Source organism: Curtobacterium oceanosedimentum, from assembly GCF_020297365.1.
Lineage (GTDB): Bacteria > Actinomycetota > Actinomycetes > Actinomycetales > Microbacteriaceae > Curtobacterium.
In genome coordinates this window covers 1-18,249 of the sequence record NZ_JAIXIG010000005.1, presented here as the reverse complement: position 1 = coordinate 18,249, position 18,249 = coordinate 1, and the positions used below count along the sequence as shown (strand labels likewise).

The following is an 18,249-nucleotide window of genomic DNA, read 5'->3' as shown; positions in this document are numbered from 1 at the left end:
GCGGGGACGGCAGGGCAGGCCGAGCGGGGAACGGTCAGCGGCTGTACTTCCACAGGATCACGGTGCCGGTGTGCCAGTACCGCACGACGTGGAACCCCTGGCCCTCGAGCGTCTCGGTGACCTGCGGGCGGATGTTCCGCGACTTGCCGCCGACGAACCACACCGTGTCGATGCCGGACAACCGGGCGGGCACGGTCGTCGCGACGTCGCCGTTGACGTCCCAGAGCTGGCCGCGCTCGGCACCGGTCTCGGCGACGGCGAGGTCCCGCATGCCCGTGAAGGCGTCGGGGTAGGTGTCGGCGATGACCTGCGCGGTCGTCGTGGGGTGCCCCCAGACGCTGCCGAAGACCACGCCCTCGCCCTGGTCGGTGCGCCGGTCGCGTTCGCGCTCGATGATCGCCGCCGCGTTCGCCCAGTGCGAGTCCTGCTTGGCGTGCGGCAGCCGCACCGTGGTGCTCGTCGGCGCCGACACCAGCAGCATCGCGACCACCGTCAGGGCGAGCCAGCGTCGGGGACGGACGGCGGTGAGGGCCAGACCGATCAGCAGTGCGACGAACGGCAGGCTCAGGCTGGCGTACTTGGGGGAGTACAGGTGCTCGCCCGCTGCGGTCGCACCGACCAGCACCGCCGTGGGCAGGACCGTCAGGGGCACGGCGACGCGGACCGCCTGGGCGCGCAGCACGTCACGAGCAGCGGGCGAGGGGCGGCGGGCCGCACGGAGCGCGAGCACCACGCCGACGACCATGAGCGTCCACCCGAGCACGGCGTAGGGCCAACGGGCACCGAACCAGGCCGTCGCGACGACCTGGCGCACGGTCGCCCAGCCGACGCCGGTGATCCAACCGACCTGCTGCGTCTGACCGGCGGCGAGCAGGACGAACGGCGACACCACGACCGCGGCGCCGACGGCCGCGACGGCCCAGTGCACGAGCACCCGGCGGTCGACCATCGCCTCGGACACCGGGCCGGTGCGCTCCGACAGGGCCGAACGTCGGCGGGCAGCGCGGTCGGACGCACCCGTCCAGACGAGCACCACCCCGTGCGCGACGACGGCCAGCGACAGGTAGACGTTGAACAGGACCGCGACGGCCGCGAGCACGCCGTAGACGACCCACCACCGGGTCGCGTGGTGCCGAGCGCGGGTGCGTCGGACGGCGGTCAGCCCGACGAGCGTCAGGGCCGCGGCGAAGGTGGTGACGGTGGCGTAGGGGCGGCCCTCGGTGCCGGCCCAGGCGACGCGCGGCAGCACCAGGAACACCATGCCCGAGACGACCCCGAGGCGGACCCCGCCCAGGCGCCGACCGAGTGCGACGACCAGACCGGCGGCGACGCCGATCGCCAGGGCACTCGGGAACCGCAGCGCGAACGGGGAGTAGCCGACCAGGGCGAACCAGACGTGCATGACCGCGTAGTACAGGCCGTGCACCGCGTCGACGTTCTGCAGCTCCGCCCAGAGCGCCGGCCAGCTCCGCTGCGCGCTCGCGACGGTGGCGGCTTCGTCGTACCAGACCGACGGCACCCAGGTGAAGGCGGCCGCGACGAGGACGCCGAGCGCGCCCACGCTGATCTCCGGCGTCCGGGCGAGCGTGTGCGTGACCGCGTGGGCGACGCCGAGGAGTCGTGCGCGCACCGAGCCGTCCGACGTCGGACGTCGGACCGGGACGGTACCGGTGCGCGGGGAACTCACGAGCGCGACCGTACCGGCCCGCACTGGGGATCTGCCGCGTCCGGCCGGAGGGTGTCCACGTGCAGGAGTTCGGTGCCACGGGCCAGAATGACGGGATGCAGCCCCTCGTCGAGCCCGTCGCCGTCCTGTCGCCGTGGCGGACGCAGCTCGGATCCCGCACCGCGGCGCTCGCCGACGTCGGCCTGACCGGTCTGCGTCGCCTGGCCGGTGCCCGCGTGCTGGTGGTCGGGGCCGGTGGTCTCGGCGCACCGGTCGTCGCCCACCTGGCCGGCATCGGGCGGCTGACGGTGGTCGACCCGGACGTCGTCGACGCCTCGAACCTGGCGCGGCAGACCCTGTTCACGGCGGCGGACGTCGGGTCGTCCAAGGCGCAGGTCGCGGTCGACCGGGCCCACGCCGTCGACCCGGAACTCGACGCGGTCGCGGTCGTCGGGTCGTTCACGCCGGACCTGGTGCCGGGCCACGACGTCGTGGTCGACGCGGCCGACTCGGTCGTGGTCACACGCGAGGTCTCGGACGCCTGTGCCGCAGCCGGGGTGCCCTTCGTGTGGGGGACGGTGCTCGGGCACGACGGACAGGTCAGCGTCTTCCGCGACGCCGGTCCCGACGGCGTGGACTTCCACGACCTGCACCCGGAGGCCCTGCCCGACGAGGGGTCCTGCGCCCTGGACGGCGTGCTCCCCGCGCTCTGCGGCGCCGTCGGTGCGGTGATGGCCGGGCAGGTGTCCGCGCTGGTCACCGGTGCCGGCGACCCGCTGCTCGGCCGTGTCCTGACGGTCGACGCCCGCCGGTGGCGCTGGACCGAGAGCCCGCTCCGTCGCGGCCCGGCTTCGCAGCGTCCCGTGCCCGTCCCCGCGTCGACGGTCCCACGCATCGCCCCCGCCGCGCTCGCCGCCCGGCTCGCCGACCCGGCCGACCCCCTGGTGGTGGTCGACGTGCGGACCGACGAGGAGCGCGCTGCCGGCGTGGTCAGCGGCGCGGTGACCGAGGACACCGCGGCGGACGACGTGGTCGTGTACTGCGCCCGCGGTCCGCGCGCCGACGCCTGGGCGGCACGGCAGCCGGCCGGGAGGCGCGTGGCGGTCCTGGACGGCGGGTTCGAGGCCTGGCGACGCGAGGGGTTGCCCGTGGCGCACGAGCACAGGCCCTGACCCGGGGCGGTCGGCTCCACCTCGCTCCACCCACGAGCCGCAGGTGCGGCTAGCATCGGGGCATCATGACGCAACTGCGGATCAGGGATGCAGCGGTCTTCCTCGGGGTGAGCGACGACACCGTCCGGCGGCTCGTCGACGGTGGGACCCTCACCCGTGCGGTCGACGACGCCGGGCGCGCGGTCGTCGACGGTCGCGAGGTCGCCGAGCACGCCCGTGCACGGAGCACGGAGCTCGCCGGACCGTCCACCGGCGTTCGGAGCTCGGCCCGCAACCGCTTCGTCGGCATCGTCACCGACCTCGTCGTCGACACGGTGATGGCGCAGGTCGAGCTGCAGTGCGGTCCGCACCGCGTCGTCTCGCTCATGAGCGCCGAGGCGGTGCGGGACCTCGGGCTCGAGGTCGGGTCCGTCGCCGTGGCGTCCGTCAAGGCCACGATGGTCGCCGTCGAGGCGCCGACGCCCCAGGAGGACCCCCGATGACCGCTCGTCGATCCGTGGTGGCCGGGCTCGTCGCGGTCGCCGCCCTCGTGCTGACCGCCTGCTCCGGCACGGACACGCCGGTGGGCTCGTCGTCGCAGTCCGGACCGTCGGACCCCGAGTCGGACGTGACCGGGTCGATCACCGTCTTCGCGGCGGCGTCGCTCCAGCAGCCCTTCACCACGATCGGCAGGCAGTTCGAGACCGCGCACCCGGGGGCCTCGGTCGCGTTCTCGTTCGCCGGGTCGAGCGACCTCGTCACCCAGATCCGCAACGGTGCCCCCGCCGACGTCTTCGCCGCGGCCGACGCCGCGACCATGGCGGAGCTGTCGTCCGCCGACCTGGCCGACGGGTCGCCGCGGGACTTCGCCACGAACACGATCGAGATCGCGGTCGCCCCGGGCAACCCCCTCCGGATCGCCGGCCTCGACGACCTGACCGACCCGGACGTGCAGCTCGTCACCTGCGCCCGTCCGGTGCCGTGCGGCGCCGCGGCGGCCGCCGTCGCGGACGCGGCCGGCGTCGACCTGCGGCCGGTCAGCGAGGAGCAGTCCGTCACCGACGTCCTGGGCAAGGTCGAGTCCGGGCAGGCCGACGCCGGTCTCGTCTACGTCACCGACGTTCGGGGAGCGGACGGCCGGGTCGACGGTGTGCCGGTCAGCCAGGCCGCCGACGCCGTCAACACGTACTCGATCGGGGTGCTGCGCGAGTCCGCCGACCCGGAGCTCGCGCGGGCGTTCGCCGCCGCCGTCCGTTCCGCCGCCGGGCAGCGCGTGCTGTCGGCGGCCGGCTTCGGGACGCCGTGAGCCGTGCACCGCGCGCCGACGGACGGCCACCGGTCGCGTGGTGGCTGCCGCTGCCCGCGGCACTCGGCGGGCTGTTCGTCGTCGTGCCGGTGCTCGCGATGCTCGGCCGGGTGGAGTGGTCGTCGTTCGTCGCCCTCGTCACCTCGACCGCGTCGCTCACCGCGCTCGGCCTGAGCCTCGGCACCGCGCTCGCCGCCACCGGGATCGCGTTCGTCCTCGGCTACCCGCTCGCCGTGCTGTTCGCGCGGTCACGGTCACGGTGGGTCGGCGTCGCCCGGGCCGTCGTGCTCCTGCCGCTCGTGCTGCCGCCCGTGGTCGGCGGCCTCGCGCTGCTCGCGGCGTTCGGACGGCTCGGCGTGGTCGGTGCGTTCCTCGACGAGCACGGGCTGCGCATCGCCTTCACCACGACGGCCGTGGTCGTCGCCCAGACCTTCGTGGCGATGCCGTTCCTGGTGTCCTCGGTCGAGGGGGCGCTCCGGGTCGAGGGGGACCGCTTCGAACGGGTCGCCGCCACGCTCGGGGCCGGGCCGACCCGGACCCTGCTGACCGTGACGACCCCGCGCGTGCTGCCCGGCATCCTGTCCGGACTCGTGCTCTGCTTCGCGCGGGCCCTCGGTGAGTTCGGCGCGACCCTGACGTTCGCCGGCAGCCTGCAGGGGGTCACCCGCACGCTGCCGCTCGAGGTCTACCTGCAGCGCGAGGTCGACCCGGACACCGCGGTGGCCCTGGCCGTCGTGCTCGTCGTGGTGGCCGTGGTCGTGATCGGGGCCTCGTCGTTCCGGACTCGGGGAGCGTTCACGTGACGGCGTCGCGCTCCCACTCGACGGCGCCGGGCGCCAGCATCGCCGCGTCGAGCGCCGCAGGCGTCCTGGCGCACGTCGTCGTGGACCACCGCGCCGTCGACGTGTCGATCGCCGTCGCAGCGGGGGAGTGCCTGGCGGTCGTCGGGCCGAACGGCGCCGGCAAGTCGACCCTCGTCGAGGCGCTGGCCGGACTGCTGCCGATCGACGCCGGCCGGGTCGTGCTCGGCGGCGTCGAGGCGTCCGGGCCCCGCCGCACGGTCCCCGCGCACCGCCGACGGATCGGACTCGTCGCCCAGCGCCCCGACCTGTTCCCGTTCCGCGACGTCCTCGGGAACGTCGCCTTCGGACCCCGGGCTGCCGGAGCCGGTCGCGCCGCTGCCCGGCGACGGGCACTGCACGCACTCGACGCGGTCGGTGTCGCGGACCTCGCCGGACGCGACCCGCGCACGCTCTCGGGCGGGCAGGCGCAGCGCGTCGCGATCGCCCGCGCGCTGGCCACCGACCCGACGGTCCTGCTGCTCGACGAACCGACCTCGGCACTCGACGTCGGTACGCGCGACGAGGTCCGCGCGGCACTGCGGACCGCGGTCGCCGGTCGCCCCGCCGTGCTCGTCACGCACGACCCGGTCGAGGTCGTCGCCCTGGCCGACCGCGTCGTCGTCCTCGAGGCCGGACGGGTGGTCGAGGAGGGCACCCCCGCCACCGTGCTCGGCCGCCCGACCAGCGCGTTCGCCGCCACGTTCTCCGGGCTGGCGCTGGTGCGGGGGACCGCCACCGCCGGTGGGATCGCGCTGGACGGCGGGGGCGAGCTCACGTCGGGGACGCACACCGTGCCTCCCGGCCGTCCCGCCCTCGCCGCGTTCCACCCGACGGCCGCCGTCCTGACGCGGGACGGAGGCGGTCCGGCGCGCACCGTCACCGCGCTCGAGGCGCGGGACGGCCTGGTGCGCGTGCACGCCGGGGAGCTGGTGGCCGACCTGACGCTCCCGGCGCTGACGGCGATGGGCGTGCGACCCGGCGACCGGGTGCACGTCGCCCTCGCCGCCGCCGAGGTGTCGGTGTACGCGCCGCGCGGTTGAGACAATGGTCGGATGACCTCCTGGTTCCCCAAGGTGTGGCCCGTGGCCACCCCGCTCGTGGCGGCCGTCGTGCTCGCGCTGTCGTACGGACGGTACGGACTCGGCACGGTGGTGGTCGTGCTCGTGGCCGTCGTGCTGGCGGTCACGATCCTGGCGGCCGTGCACCACGCCGAGGTCGTCGCGCACCGGGTCGGTGAACCGTTCGGGTCGCTCGTGCTCGCCGTGGCGGTGACCGTCATCGAGGTGGCGCTCATCATCTCGCTGTCGAGCTCCGGCGGGGCGCAGGCCGAGACGCTGGCCCGGGACACCGTGTTCTCGGCGGTGATGATCACGATGAACGGCCTGGTCGGTCTGGCGATCCTGATCGGGACCCTGCGGCACGGCACCGTGCGGTTCAACCAGGAGGGCGCGAGCGCCGCGACGATGACGGTCGCCGCGCTCGCCGTGCTGACCCTGGTGCTGCCGACGTTCACCACCGGCACCGACGACGCGTCGTTCACCGGGACGCAGCTCGTGTTCGTGGCCCTGGCGTCCCTCGTGCTGTACGGGCTGTTCGTCGTGACGCAGACCGTGGCGCACCGCGACTTCTTCCTGCCCGTCAACCGCGCCGGCGGGGTGCTCGCCGAGTCGGAGGACGTGCACGCGGCCCGACCGACCGTGCGGGCGACGATGGTGTCGCTCGGGCTGCTCGTCGTCGCCCTGGTGGCGGTCGTCGGACTCGCCAAGGTGGAGTCCCCGGCGATCGAGGCCGGGGTCGCCGCGGTCGGGTTCCCGCCGTCGTTCGTCGGTGTCGTGATCGCGCTGCTCATCCTGCTGCCCGAGGGCATCGCCGCCTCGAAGGCCGCGGCACGGAACCGGATCCAGACGAGCCTGAACCTGGCGATGGGCTCGGCGATGGCGTCGATCGGGCTGACGATCCCGTCGATCGCCGTCGCCTCGCTGTTCATGCCGGGCACCCTGCTGCTGGGGCTCGGGTCGAGTCAGATCGTGCTGCTCGCACTGACGATCGTCGCGGCGGTGCTCACGGTGCTGCCCGGACGGGCGACACGGCTGCAGGGTGGGGTGCACCTGGTGATCTTCGCCGCGTTCATCGTGCTGTCCGTCTCGCCCTAGGCGCAGGCGCAGGCGCAGCCGCAGACGCAGGCGCAGACGCCGGTCCGACCGGCGGGACCGCTGCGGAGCGCCGCTCAGCCGCCGGCGAAGGGCGGCATGACGTCGACCACCGCGACGCCGTCGAGTGCGGTGCCCCGGTCGCGCGTGGTCACGCCGTCGACCAGGTACGAGCAGCGCTCCTGCACCGCGGTCCAGCGCTCGGGGTCGGCCGCCTCGACCGCGGCGAGGGCTGCGTCGACGGTGGGCGCCGAGGTGTCGAGCGTGTCCACGCCGACGGCGGCCCGCGCAGCGGCGAAGAAGCGGATCGTGGTCACGTCCTAGCCCCCGATCGCGCTCATGCCCCGGGCCGGGTGCACGAGCTCGTCGCTGTCGTCGCCGTGGTCGCGCGGCTTCGCCCACATCGCCCGCCGCCAGGCCTCGGCGACCTCGTCGTCGGAGGCGCCCGCACGCATCGGACCGAGCACGTCGGTCTCGTCGTCGGAGAACAGGCAGCTGCGCACGTGCCCGTCGGCGGTCAGACGGGTGCGGGTGCAGTCGGCGCAGAACGACTCGGTGATGCTGGCGATGATGCCGACCGTGCCGAGCGCCTCGCCGGTGCGGGCGTCCTGCACGCGGTACCGCTCGGCCGGGGCGCCGTCGCGCGGAGCGTCGTCGGGCGTCAGCACGAACGACGACGACAGCAGGGCGCGGGTCTCGGCAGCGGTGACCATCGACGTGCGGTCCCAGGTGTGGTCCGGGTCGAGCGGCATCTGCTCGATGAACCGCAGCTCGTAGCCGCGCTCCAGGCACCAGCGGAGCAGCTCGGGCGCGGCCCCGTCGTTGACCCCGCGCAGCAGCACCGCGTTGACCTTGATGTCGAGTCCGGCATCGTGCGCGGCCGTCAGCCCGGCGATCACCTTGTCGAGGAACGGGCGGCGGGTCACGGTGGTGAAGACGTCGGGGTCGACGGTGTCGAGCGACACGTTCACCCGGCGCAGCCCGGCGTCGGACAGGGCCCGGGCGCGGTGGGCCAGCCCGATCGCGTTCGTCGTGAGGGACAGCTCCGGGGCATCAGGCAGTGCGGCGCAGCGGGCGATCACGTCGACCAGGTCGTGCCGGAGCATCGGCTCGCCGCCGGTGAACCGGACCTTGCGGACGCCGAACCGCGACGTCCCGAGGCGCACCAGCCGCTCGATCTCCGCCGCGGTCATCAGGGCGTCGTCGGGGGCGAAGGGCAGGCCGGCCGCGGGCATGCAGTACGTGCAGCGCAGGTTGCAGCGCTCGGTCAGCGACACCCGCAGGTCGATCGCCCGGCGACCGAACCGGTCCACCAGCCCGGCATGGGCCGTGCCGACGGGAGCGTCGGCCGCGCCGGTCGCGACGACGGGCGCACCGGGAGCGCCGGGAGCACCGGGCGCACCGGTCGCGCCGCCCGGACCACCGGTGGTGCCGAGCAGGATCGCGGGTGCCATGTCAGTCAGCGTACGTGGGGACCCGTCGGAACGACAGCCGCTCCCACCACCGCCGCCAGTCCGACCGGTCCGTGCGCACCAGGGTCACGACCACGATGACGACGATCGCCGCCAGCAGCCACCACCGGTAGGCGTCCACCGAGGGCCACACCCCGCGCAGGGCGATCGCCAGCCCGATCGACAGCCACTCCCACCGGCCGGACAGCACCACGAACGGGATGAGCAGCAGCGCGTACCAGGGGTAGCGGGGGGTCACGGCGAGGAACGTGACGCCGATCATCAGGACCTCGCCCGACCACGGTCGCGACGGGTCGACCAGGCGCCAGGCCACGAACGCGGCGAGCAGCACGAGCAGCCCCACCACGACGGTCCCGGCGTCCCCGGGGAACAGCAGCGAGACCAGGGCGAACCGGGACCCGTCCTCGTAGCCCTCCTCGCTCAGGTACCCGGGCAGGTAGCCGAGCACGTCGATGCCGGTCGTCAGCACGTAGGGCACGTAGAGCAGGCCGAACACGGCGATGCCGACCGGGATCGCCCACCAGCCGCCGCGCCGCCCGAGCAGCGGCGGGTACACGATCGCCGGGATGAGCTTCGTCGCGGTGGCCGCACCGAGCGCGATCCCGCCCCAGATCGGTCGCCCGAACGTCACGAGCACGACGCCCGCGGTGGCCAGCGCGGCACCGACGACGTCGACGTGCGAGTTGGTGACCGCCTCGGACGCCACCAGGGGCGACCACGCCCACAGCGCCGCCCACCAGGTCGGCCGGCCCGTGCGGCGGAGCACCGCGACCAGGCCGATCGTCACGCCGAGCGAGACGAGCAGCCCGGCGACCTGGAACGGCAGGTACTGCGCGGTCACCGGGACGAACGCGCGCACGCCGGCGAACCAGAGCTGGGCCATCGGCGGGTAGATCGTCACGACGTCCGGACGGTTGATCGCGACGCAGTGCCCGTCGGCCCCGTCGCCCAGGCCCCGGAAGCGGGGCTTCAGGGGCTCGCAGGTGCCGTCGACCTTGTCGGGGAACAACCAGTCGGGTCGCAGGCCGGACAGTGCGGAAGACTGCGGCGTGTGCGCGTACGGTGAGATGCCGGCGTGCTGCACGATGCCGTCCCAGGCGTACCGGGCCGAGTCGGTGCTCGTGTTCGGCGGGCCGACGAGTGCCGCGACGCCGATCACGACCGCTCCACCGACGACCATCGTGGTCATCCACCGGACGGGCACGAACCGCACCGCGAACACGGCGACGACGAACACGGTCCAAGCGATCAGCGTCCACGCAACGAATGCAGAACGATGGCCCGACCGGAGGAACCCCAGATGCGTGACGCCGACGGCGATGACGCCCGCGAGGGCCAGTACTCCGACGACCGCCACCACGGTGCCGATCCGCGCGGCGGTGCCGTCGGCCAGGGACGGTCGGAGGGCACGCAGTCGGTCGCTCATGGTCCGTCGAGGCTATCCGGCGTCCGGACCCTGCTGCACGACGGACGAGCAGCTCTGGCGTCCCCCAACCGCAACGCCCGCTCGGCGGTGGTGCTCGGTCGCCTGCTCGGCATCGCGTTCCTGGTCTGCTTCGGCACCGGGATCTACAGCCACCTGCTGCAGGAACCGCTCGGCTGGATGCGGTTCCCGACCCGGCCGACGCAGCTGTACCAGTTCACGCAGGGCCTGCACATCACCACCGGCATCGCGATCATCCCGCTGCTGCTCGCCAAGCTGAACACCGTGATGCCCGCACTCGTGCAGACGCCCCCGGTGCGCGGGGTCCTGCACCTGCTCGAGCGGGTGTCGATCGCGGTGCTCGTGTCCGCGTCGATCATCCAGGTGGTCACGGGCCTGCTCAACACGTACCAGTGGTACCCGTGGCCGTTCCCGTTCCGCCAGGTGCACAACGCGCTGGCCTACGTGATCATCGGGTCGCTCGTGATCCACGTCGCGGCGAAGCTGCCGGTCATCGCGCGGTACTGGCGGAAGCGCGACTCCTACGACGAGCACGGCCGGTTCATAGCGGACCCCGCGTCCGGCAGTGAACTGCTCCCTGCCGCTCAGGAGGCCCGGCCCGCGTCCGCCCCGCACGGCCTGGTCGGCCGCGTCTTCCGGTGGATCGACGGGGTCGACGCCGCCGGAGGCGGCGCCGAGGCTCGCCCCGCCGGACAGGACGCAGCCCCCGCGCGCCGAGAGGTGTCCGCCGATCCGGGTCCCGCCGGACCGGCGGCCGACCCGGACGCGGCGAGCCGGGCCTCCAGGCCGACGCCGGAGGCAGCCACCGGACGACGCGAGCGGATCGCCCGACGCGGGTTCTTCGCCGGCGTGACGGCCGCGACGGTCGGCGTCGTCGCGCTCACCGCGGGCCAGTCGTCGAAGCTCGCCGAACCGTTCAACGTGTTCGGCGCCCGCGGCCGGGGCATCGGCTCGAACGGACTGCCGGTGAACCGCACCGCGCGTGCGGCCGGGGTGCTCGCGACCGCAACCGCGGCCGACTGGACGCTGACGGTCGTCGGCCACGACGTGAGCCGGACCTTCGTCCGTGCGGAACTCGTCGCGCTCGGCACCACCCAGGTCGACCTGCCGATCTCGTGCGTGGAGGGGTGGAGCCAGATGGCGACGTGGAAGGGCGTCCGGATGCGTGACCTGCTCGACGCGGTGCAGGCGCCGCAGGGGTCGCACGTGCGGGTGACGAGCCTGGAACGGCACGGCGGCTACCGGATCATGGACATGGGCCCGGAGTACGCCGAGGACCCGACGACCCTCGTCGCGCTCGAGCTCAACGGCGCGACGCTCGACCTGGACCACGGGTTCCCGGCGCGGATCATCGCTCCCGGGCGGCCGGGTGTGCTGCAGACCAAGTGGATCGAGCGGATCGAGGTGCTCCGGTGAGGGCCGCGCGGATCGTGCTCGCGGTGATCGGCGTGCTGGTCATCGCCTTCGGTGCCTTCGTGCTGGTGACGTCGGTGTCGCCGAACCGCATCGGTGGGCTCGCGGTGTGGCTGCTCGGCGCGGTGGTCCTGCACGACGCGGTCCTGTCGCCGTTCGTGGTCGGGGCGGGACTGCTGCTGCGCCGGGCCGGTCGGACGCTGCGGGCGTGGGTGCTCGTGGTCGTGCAGGCGGCGATCGTGCTCGGGAGCGTCCTCGCCCTGGTCGTGCTACCGGAGATCGAGGCGAAGGACCAGGGGCCGAAGAACCCCACGGTGCTGCCGTTCGACTACGGCACGCGGCTGCTGCTGGTCGAGGGTGCGCTGCTGCTCGTGGTCGTGGCGGTGCTCGTGATCGGGGTGGTGCGGAGCCGGCGACCCGGACGTTCGTCCACCGCGCGCACTACTGGTTGAAGGAACAACCTCTCGGTAGGATGGACAGCATGTCCGACGACACCCCGTGGCTCACCCGCGAGCAGCTGCGCGCGTGGATGAAGCTCGTGGCGGTCATGGAGCTCCTGCCCGCCGCGCTCGACCAGCAGCTGCAGCGCGACGCCGACCTGACGCACTTCGACTACATGGTCGTCGCGATGCTCTCGGAGACCGACACCCGCACGCTCCGCATGTCGGCACTCGCCTCGGCGACGAACGCGTCCCTGCCGCGGCTGTCGCACGTGGTCTCGCGGCTCGAGAAGCGCGGGCTCGTCACCCGCTGCCCGTCGACGTCCGACCGCCGGGCCACCGACGTCCGGCTCACCGACGCCGGGTACGCCACCATCGTCGAGGCGGCACCGGACCACGTCCGCACCGCGCGACGGATGGTGATCGACGCACTGAGCGACGAGCAGGTCGCGCAGCTCGACGGCATCGCCGCGTCGCTGCTCACCCGACTCGACCCCGAGGGGCGGTTCGCCGCGCTGACCTACCCGCGCGAGGACGACGACGTCGCCATCTGCGAGGAACGGCTGACGGGCGCCGCGACCGACTGACGCGGGCGACCGACGGACGCGCCCCCGGCCTCCGGCCGACCCCCGCGTCACGCTCGCCGGTCGGCCCGACGCCTGCAATAGGCTCGCCGCATGACCGAGACCGTCGCGCCGTCCGACACGTACTCCTACCTCGGGCCCGCCGGCACGTTCACCGAGGCCGCCCTGAAGCTCGTCGAGGCCGCCGCCGGCAAGCCCTGGCGCAGCGTCAACAACGTCGGCGAGGCCCTGGACGACGTCGTCTCCGGCCGCTCGGTCGGTGCGGTCATCGCGATCGAGAACAGCGTCGACGGCGGGGTCAGCGCCACGCAGGACGCCCTGGCCCGGATCCCCGGGGTCCGCATCGTGGGGGAGTACCTGGTCCCCGTCGACTTCGTGCTCGTCGCTCGCCCCGGCACCACGCTCGACCAGGTCCGCACCGTGAACGCGCACCCGGTCGCCTACGCGCAGACCCACAACTGGCTCGAGGTGAACCTACCCGGACACGGGCACATCCCGGCGTCTTCGAACGTCGCCGCCGCCCTGGCCCTGCTCGACGAACGACCCACCGCGGACGCGGCCGTCGCCCCGCCCGGCATCACCGACCACCACGACGTCACGGTGCTCGCGTCGTCCATCGGCGACAACGCGTCGGCCGTCACCCGGTTCGTGCTGGTGTCGAAGACCCTCGCACTGCCCGAACCCACCGGCGCCGACAAGACGAGCGTCATCGTCGAGCTCCCCGCCGACCACCCCGGTGCCCTGGTCGACATGCTCGAGCAGTTCGCGACGCGGGGCATCAACATGGGCCTGCTGTCGTCGCGACCCATCGGCGACGAACTCGGCCGCTACCGGTTCGTCATCGACCTCGACGGGCACGTGCGCGACGAGCGGGTGGCCGACGCACTGCTCGGCCTGCGGCGCTTCAGCCCGCGCGTGACGTTCCTCGGCTCGTACCCGCGGGCGGACGGCGCCCGGCCCGAGGTGCCCGCACGGTACTCGGACGCCGCCTTCGTCGAGGCGCGGGACTGGCTGCGCGCGATCGTCTCGGGCGACCCGGACGCGCGCTGACCGCAGGCCGGGGCCGGGTCGAGCCCGGACGCGCGCGGACCGCAGACCCGGGGCCGGGTCGGCCCCGGGTCCGGGGCGGCGTCAGCCGCGGTGCGCTGCCCGGACCTGCCGCGTCGACCGTGTCTCGTCACGCGGCCCGGCGACGCGGACACGCAGCCCGCCCTCGTGGATCTCCGCCTTGAACGCCGAGACCTCGCCCACGGGGTCGCCGTCGATCTCGAACTCGTCCGGCCGCTCGAGTCGCGCCGTGAACTCCTGGCCGCGCAGGTAACGCAGCGGACGTTCCTCGCGGGCGAGCGAGGTGATGCGCCTGCCGACCGCGGTCCGCCCGAGAGCCGAGCGGCGGAACGAGCGCAGGATCGCGTTCTCCCACAGCATGCGGGCGGCGATGCGGACCCAGCCGAAGAACCCGCGGGGCCGCATCACGACGACGTCGAACACGCCGTCGTCGATCTCGGCATCGGGCAGCAGGGTCGCGCCGGCCTGCAGCGTGCCGCAGTTGCCGACGATCAGGGAGTGCGCGCGCACCGTGTGGGTGCTCCCGCCGTCCACGCGGTACCGGAAGTCGAAGGCGTCGGCATCCCGCAGCGACCGGACCAGCGAGTCGACGTAGGCGAGCCACCCGACCTTCTTCTTCAGCTCGGGCTTGGTGTTCGCCAGCATCCGGGCGTCCAGGCCCAGACCGGCCATCACCAGGAAGCCGAACCGCTCGCGGGAGCCGTCCGGACGCTCGACACCGACCGTGCCGATGTCGATCGTGCGGTCCTCGCCGCGGAAGATCGTGCGGACGCTCGCCTCCAGGTCGTCGATCGGCGCCGGGATGTTCCGGGCGAGCAGGTTGCCGGTACCGCTCGGCAGCAGGGCCAGCGCGGCCTCGGACTCCCACACGACCTCGGCGACCGCGCGGACGGTGCCGTCGCCGCCGGCCGCCGCGATGACGTCGGCACCCGCCGCGACCGCCTCGCGGGCCATCCCGCCACCCGGGTCCTCCTCGGAGGTCTCGAACCACAGCGTCTCGTTCCACCCGGCCTCGCGCCGGTACCGCTCCACCGTCTCCTTGAGCGAGGCGAGGTCCACCTTGACCGGGTTGTAGACGACGGCGGCGGTGCGGGGGTCCGGCGTGGGCGCGTCCGGCTGCGCAGGCGCGGTCTCCGAGGGTGATGACATGCTCCGAACGTACCGGCGGAGTCCTGTGCAGCGCGCCCGTCCCGGCCACGGTCGGACGGGAGGCCCGTGGCGGGGCCCGCCCCGCGCCTCCAGGCCGTCGACGCGCACCCGGTCCGCAACCGGCGCTGGCTAGGATGAACCGGTGATCGATCCCCAGCTGCTGCGTGACAACCCCGACGTCATCAAGGCCTCACAGCAGGCGCGTGGTGCCTCGGTGGCCGTCGTCGACGAGGCCGTCGCCGCCGACTCCGCACGGCGGAGCGCGATCACCTCGTTCGAGTCGCTCCGCGCCGAGCAGAACGCCTTCGGCAAGACGGTCGCCAAGGCCCCGAAGGACGAGAAGGCCGCGCTCGTGCAGCAGGCCCAGGCCCTCGCCGCGCAGGTCAAGGAGGCCCAGGCCACCGTCACCGCCGCCGAGGACACGTTCAACACGGTCGTCCGCGGCATCCCGAACGTCGTGCTGCCCGGTGTGCCCGAGGGCGGCGAGGACGACTTCGTCACGCTCCGCACCGTCGGCACCAAGCCCGAGTTCGACTTCGAGCCGAAGGACCACGCCGACCTCGGCGAGCACCTCGGCATCATCGACATCCCGCGCGGGGTGAAGGTCTCCGGCTCGCGCTTCTACTTCCTGCGCGGCATGGGCGCCCGCCTCGAGATCGCGCTGATGTCCCTCGGGCTCGACCGCGCGGTCGCCGCCGGGTTCGAACCCCTCATCACGCCGACGCTCGTGCGCCCCGAGACCATGGCGGGCACCGGGTTCCTCGGCGAGCACGCCGCCGAGGTCTACCGGCTCGAAGCCGACGACCTGTACCTGACCGGCACGAGCGAGGTCGCCCTGGCCGGGTTCCACGCCGACGAGATCCTCGACCTCGCCGACCCGTCCGCCGCCCACCGCTACGCCGGCTGGTCGACCTGCTACCGGCGCGAGGCCGGTTCGGCGGGCAAGGACAACCGCGGCATCCTGCGCGTGCACCAGTTCAACAAGCTCGAGATGTTCGCCTACGTCCACCCGGACCAGGCCGAGGCCGAGCACGAGCGGCTCGTCGCGCACCAGGAGCAGATGCTCCAGGACCTCGGGCTGCACTACCGCGTGATCGACGTCGCGGCGGGCGACCTCGGCACGAGCGCGGCGAAGAAGTACGACATCGAGGCCTGGGTCCCGACGCAGGGCACCTTCCGCGAGCTCACCTCGACGTCGAACTGCACGACGTTCCAGGCCCGCCGCCTCGACATCCGCTACCGCACCGAGAGCGGCAGGACTGCCCCGGTCGCGACCCTGAACGGCACCCTCGCCACCACCCGGTGGATCGTCGCGATCCTCGAGACGCACCAGCAGGCCGACGGCTCGGTCGTCGTGCCCGAGGTGCTCCGCCCGTACCTGGGCGGCGTCGAGGTGATCGAGCCCCGATGAGCACCCGCGACCGGTTCGTCGACGGCTCCTCGCAGGGTGGCGGTCCGGACGCGCCCGCCCGCACCAAGCGGTGGCTGGTCGCGCTCGACGTCGACGGCACCACCATGCGCGAGGACGGCGTCGTCACCGAGGCGGTCGTCGCCGCGGTGCGGGACGCCGAGGCCGCCGGGCACGAGGTCATGCTCTCCACCGGCCGCAGCGAGGGCATGACCGTGCCCCTGCTCGAGACGCTCGGCATCGAACCGAAGTTCCTGGTCTGCGCCAACGGGGCGCTCACCCTGGCCCGTCGCGCCGACGGCTCGTACGAGCGCCGGCACGTCGAGCGCTTCGACCCGTCCGAGGTGCTGCAGACCATCCACGGTGCCCTGGAGAACGCGGCGTTCGGCGTCGAGGACGAGACCGGACACTTCCTGCTCTCCGGCAACTTCCCCGACGACACGATGACCGTCGCCGGCGAGCACGTGCCCTTCGAACAGCTGCTCGGCGTCGAGGCCACACGCGTCGTCGTCATCTCGCCCGGGCACGACACCGAGGACTTCCTGCAGGTCGTCGAGCGGATGGGCCTGCACAAGGTCTCGTACTCGGTCGGCTGGACGTCGTGGCTCGACATCGCCCCCGAGGGCGTGACGAAGGCCACCGCGATGGAGCGCGTGCGGGAGTGGCTCGACATCCCGCGTTCCCGCGTCTTCGCTGCCGGCGACGGCCGGAACGACATCGACATGCTCCGGTGGGCGTCGACCTCCGGTCGCGGCGTGGTCATGGGGCAGGCCCCCGACGACGTCGTCGACGCCGGCAACGAGCTCACGGGCGGCGTGACGGACGACGGGCTGGCTGCGGCGCTCGACTCCCTGCCGCGCTGACGCGCATCCGGACGGGAGGCCCGGGTAGACTTCCCGGGACGCGGTCACGTCTCGCCACGTGGTCGCGTCACTGGAGGGTTGTCCGAGCGGCCGATGGAGCCTGTCTTGAAAACAGGTGGGCAGAGATGTCTCGTGGGTTCGAATCCCACACCCTCCGCGATGGACACCCGGCTGCGCCCCCTCCGCCTCGACGACGCGGCCGTGCTCGCTGCCGTCATCACCGCGAGTGCCGACCACCTGCGGCCGTGGGAACCCACGCGGGCGCCGTCGTACTACACGGAGTCCGGGCAGCTCGACGTCATCACGCAGGCCCTCGCCGCGCAGCGGTCGGGCAACGCGGTGCCGTTCGTCGTCGAGTCGACGGACGGCGAACTGCTCGGCCGGATCACCCTGAGCGGGATCACGCGCGGGGCCCTGCAGTCCTGCGCGATGGGGTACTGGATCCGGGCTGACCGCACCCGTCAGGGCCATGCTTCACGCGCTGTCCGAGCCGCCGTCGACCACGCGTTCGACGTGCTCCGACTCCACCGTGTGCAGGCCGAGACCCTGCCCGAGAACGTCGGTTCGCAGCGCGCGCTCGCGTCCGCGGGGTTCGTCCGGTACGGCTTCGCCCCGGAGTACATCCGGATCGACGGTGTCTGGCGCGACCACGTCATGTTCCAGCGGATCGCACCGTGACGGCAGCGCGGTGATCGAGGTCGTCGGGTACCGGTCGTCGTGGCCCGAGCGCTTCGCCGAGCTGCGTGCCGCCTACGCCGCAGCCCTCGTCGACGCGGGCTGCGGTTCCGGAGCATCGAGCACGTCGGCAGCACCGCCGTGCCGGGCCTCGGCGCCAAGCCCGTCATCGACGTCGACGTCGTGGTCGACGCCGAGGACGTCCCCGCCGCCGTCGTCGCACTCGAGTCGATCGGGTTCGTCCCGCGCGGTGAGCTCGGCGTGCCGGGGCGGCAGGCGTTCCACACGCCGGAGCGGTTCGCGCCCAGCAACACCTACGTCGCCACGGCCGGGTCGCTCGCGCTGCGGAACCACCTCGCCGTCCGCGACGTGCTGCGGTCCGATGCGGCGCTCCGCGACGAGTACGGCGCGGTGAAGCGCCGGGCGGCTGCGGCGGCGCAGGACATCGACGAGTACATCGAGCGCAAGAGCGCGGTGCTGGGGCGGATCCTGCGTGCCGGCGGCCTGTCCGGCGAGGAACGCGCCGCGATCGACGCCGTGAACCGTCGGATCACCGGCCGAGGCGCCGGCAGCTGACCCGGGGAGCGCCCCGCGGTGGCGCCGCCCGGACGCTCTCCG

Annotated in this window: 19 protein-coding genes and 1 tRNA gene; 15 read left to right on the top strand and 5 right to left on the bottom strand. The window is 73.6% G+C overall.

From position 1 onward, the window contains the following. Positions 1 to 34: 34 nt before the first annotated feature. Positions 35 to 1,687 carry a glycosyltransferase family 39 protein gene (locus tag LEL83_RS03255; RefSeq protein ID WP_225557754.1) on the bottom strand — a complete coding sequence of 551 codons (1,653 nt, stop codon included), beginning with the start codon at positions 1,685 to 1,687 and terminating at the stop codon, positions 35 to 37. Between the two features lie 95 nt (positions 1,688 to 1,782). On the opposite strand from LEL83_RS03255, the gene LEL83_RS03250 reads away from it, so the two are divergent. The 6 genes from LEL83_RS03250 to LEL83_RS03225 all read left to right on the top strand — a co-directional run bounded on the left by LEL83_RS03250 (position 1,783) and on the right by LEL83_RS03225 (position 7,118). Beyond that, on the top strand, positions 1,783 to 2,838 hold the full coding sequence (locus LEL83_RS03250; RefSeq protein ID WP_225557753.1) for a HesA/MoeB/ThiF family protein: 1,056 nt from the start codon (positions 1,783 to 1,785) through the stop codon (positions 2,836 to 2,838). Positions 2,839 to 2,903: 65 nt separating this feature from the next. Further along, a complete protein-coding gene (locus tag LEL83_RS03245) occupies positions 2,904 to 3,320 on the top strand; it encodes a TOBE domain-containing protein (RefSeq protein WP_198656614.1) in 417 nt (138 codons plus the stop codon). Next, complete coding sequence (gene modA / locus LEL83_RS03240) at positions 3,317 to 4,123, top strand: molybdate ABC transporter substrate-binding protein (RefSeq protein ID WP_225557752.1); 807 nt, start codon at positions 3,317 to 3,319, stop codon at positions 4,121 to 4,123. The genes LEL83_RS03245 and modA overlap by 4 nt, the downstream gene beginning before the upstream one ends. Next, complete coding sequence (locus tag LEL83_RS03235) at positions 4,120 to 4,926, top strand: ABC transporter permease (protein ID WP_225557751.1); 807 nt, start codon at positions 4,120 to 4,122, stop codon at positions 4,924 to 4,926. Before modA ends, LEL83_RS03235 begins: the two co-directional genes overlap by 4 nt. Beyond that, positions 4,923 to 6,005, top strand: coding sequence for an ABC transporter ATP-binding protein (locus LEL83_RS03230; RefSeq protein WP_225557750.1), 1,083 nt, complete (start codon positions 4,923 to 4,925; stop codon positions 6,003 to 6,005). The genes LEL83_RS03235 and LEL83_RS03230 overlap by 4 nt, the downstream gene beginning before the upstream one ends. A 12-nt stretch (positions 6,006 to 6,017) precedes the next feature. After that, positions 6,018 to 7,118, top strand: a complete 1,101-nt coding sequence (locus LEL83_RS03225; RefSeq protein WP_198656611.1) for a calcium:cation antiporter — start codon at positions 6,018 to 6,020, stop codon at positions 7,116 to 7,118. A gap of 74 nt (positions 7,119 to 7,192) precedes the next feature. Here the strand turns inward: LEL83_RS03225 and LEL83_RS03220 are convergent, their stop codons facing one another. The 3 genes from LEL83_RS03220 to LEL83_RS03210 are packed head-to-tail and all read right to left on the bottom strand — an operon-like array spanning position 7,193 to position 9,824. After that, positions 7,193 to 7,432 carry a MoaD/ThiS family protein gene (locus tag LEL83_RS03220; protein WP_225557749.1) on the bottom strand — a complete coding sequence of 80 codons (240 nt, stop codon included), beginning with the start codon at positions 7,430 to 7,432 and terminating at the stop codon, positions 7,193 to 7,195. Between the two features lie 3 nt (positions 7,433 to 7,435). Next, positions 7,436 to 8,569, bottom strand: coding sequence for a GTP 3',8-cyclase MoaA (moaA, locus tag LEL83_RS03215; RefSeq protein ID WP_225557748.1), 1,134 nt, complete (start codon positions 8,567 to 8,569; stop codon positions 7,436 to 7,438). Position 8,570: 1 nt separating this feature from the next. After that, on the bottom strand, positions 8,571 to 9,824 hold the full coding sequence (locus LEL83_RS03210; RefSeq protein ID WP_225557747.1) for a glycosyltransferase 87 family protein: 1,254 nt from the start codon (positions 9,822 to 9,824) through the stop codon (positions 8,571 to 8,573). 63 nt (positions 9,825 to 9,887) lie between these two features. On the opposite strand from LEL83_RS03210, the gene LEL83_RS03205 reads away from it, so the two are divergent. The 4 genes from LEL83_RS03205 (at position 9,888) to pheA (ending at position 13,518) form a co-directional block, all read left to right on the top strand. Next, positions 9,888 to 11,447, top strand: a complete 1,560-nt coding sequence (locus LEL83_RS03205; RefSeq protein WP_225557746.1) for a molybdopterin-dependent oxidoreductase — start codon at positions 9,888 to 9,890, stop codon at positions 11,445 to 11,447. Continuing rightward, complete coding sequence (locus LEL83_RS03200) at positions 11,444 to 11,896, top strand: hypothetical protein (RefSeq protein WP_225557745.1); 453 nt, start codon at positions 11,444 to 11,446, stop codon at positions 11,894 to 11,896. The genes LEL83_RS03205 and LEL83_RS03200 overlap by 4 nt, the downstream gene beginning before the upstream one ends. Positions 11,897 to 11,925: 29 nt before the next feature. Next, positions 11,926 to 12,471, top strand: a complete 546-nt coding sequence (locus LEL83_RS03195; RefSeq protein ID WP_198656605.1) for a MarR family winged helix-turn-helix transcriptional regulator — start codon at positions 11,926 to 11,928, stop codon at positions 12,469 to 12,471. A gap of 90 nt (positions 12,472 to 12,561) precedes the next feature. Continuing rightward, positions 12,562 to 13,518 (top strand): prephenate dehydratase, encoded by a 957-nt coding sequence (pheA, locus tag LEL83_RS03190; protein WP_225557744.1) that lies wholly within the window; start codon positions 12,562 to 12,564, stop codon positions 13,516 to 13,518. Between the two features lie 81 nt (positions 13,519 to 13,599). On the opposite strand, the gene LEL83_RS03185 is transcribed toward pheA, so the two are convergent. Next, complete coding sequence (locus LEL83_RS03185; protein WP_198656603.1) at positions 13,600 to 14,685, bottom strand: diacylglycerol/lipid kinase family protein; 1,086 nt, start codon at positions 14,683 to 14,685, stop codon at positions 13,600 to 13,602. A gap of 142 nt (positions 14,686 to 14,827) precedes the next feature. On the opposite strand from LEL83_RS03185, the gene serS reads away from it, so the two are divergent. The 5 genes from serS to LEL83_RS03160 all read left to right on the top strand — a co-directional run bounded on the left by serS (position 14,828) and on the right by LEL83_RS03160 (position 18,207). Further along, positions 14,828 to 16,096 (top strand): serine--tRNA ligase, encoded by a 1,269-nt coding sequence (serS, locus tag LEL83_RS03180; protein WP_225557743.1) that lies wholly within the window; start codon positions 14,828 to 14,830, stop codon positions 16,094 to 16,096. After that, positions 16,093 to 16,956, top strand: coding sequence for an HAD family hydrolase (locus LEL83_RS03175; protein ID WP_198656601.1), 864 nt, complete (start codon positions 16,093 to 16,095; stop codon positions 16,954 to 16,956). Before serS ends, LEL83_RS03175 begins: the two co-directional genes overlap by 4 nt. 72 nt (positions 16,957 to 17,028) lie before the next feature. Next, positions 17,029 to 17,113 (top strand) — tRNA-Ser (locus tag LEL83_RS03170). Between the two features lie 2 nt (positions 17,114 to 17,115). Continuing rightward, the gene (locus LEL83_RS03165) at positions 17,116 to 17,634 is read left to right on the top strand and encodes a GNAT family N-acetyltransferase (protein WP_225557742.1); all 519 of its coding nucleotides are present in this window, start codon (positions 17,116 to 17,118) and stop codon (positions 17,632 to 17,634) included. Between the two features lie 138 nt (positions 17,635 to 17,772). Then, on the top strand, positions 17,773 to 18,207 hold the full coding sequence (locus LEL83_RS03160) for a GrpB family protein (RefSeq protein WP_308009853.1): 435 nt from the start codon (positions 17,773 to 17,775) through the stop codon (positions 18,205 to 18,207). Positions 18,208 to 18,249 lie beyond the last annotated feature (42 nt).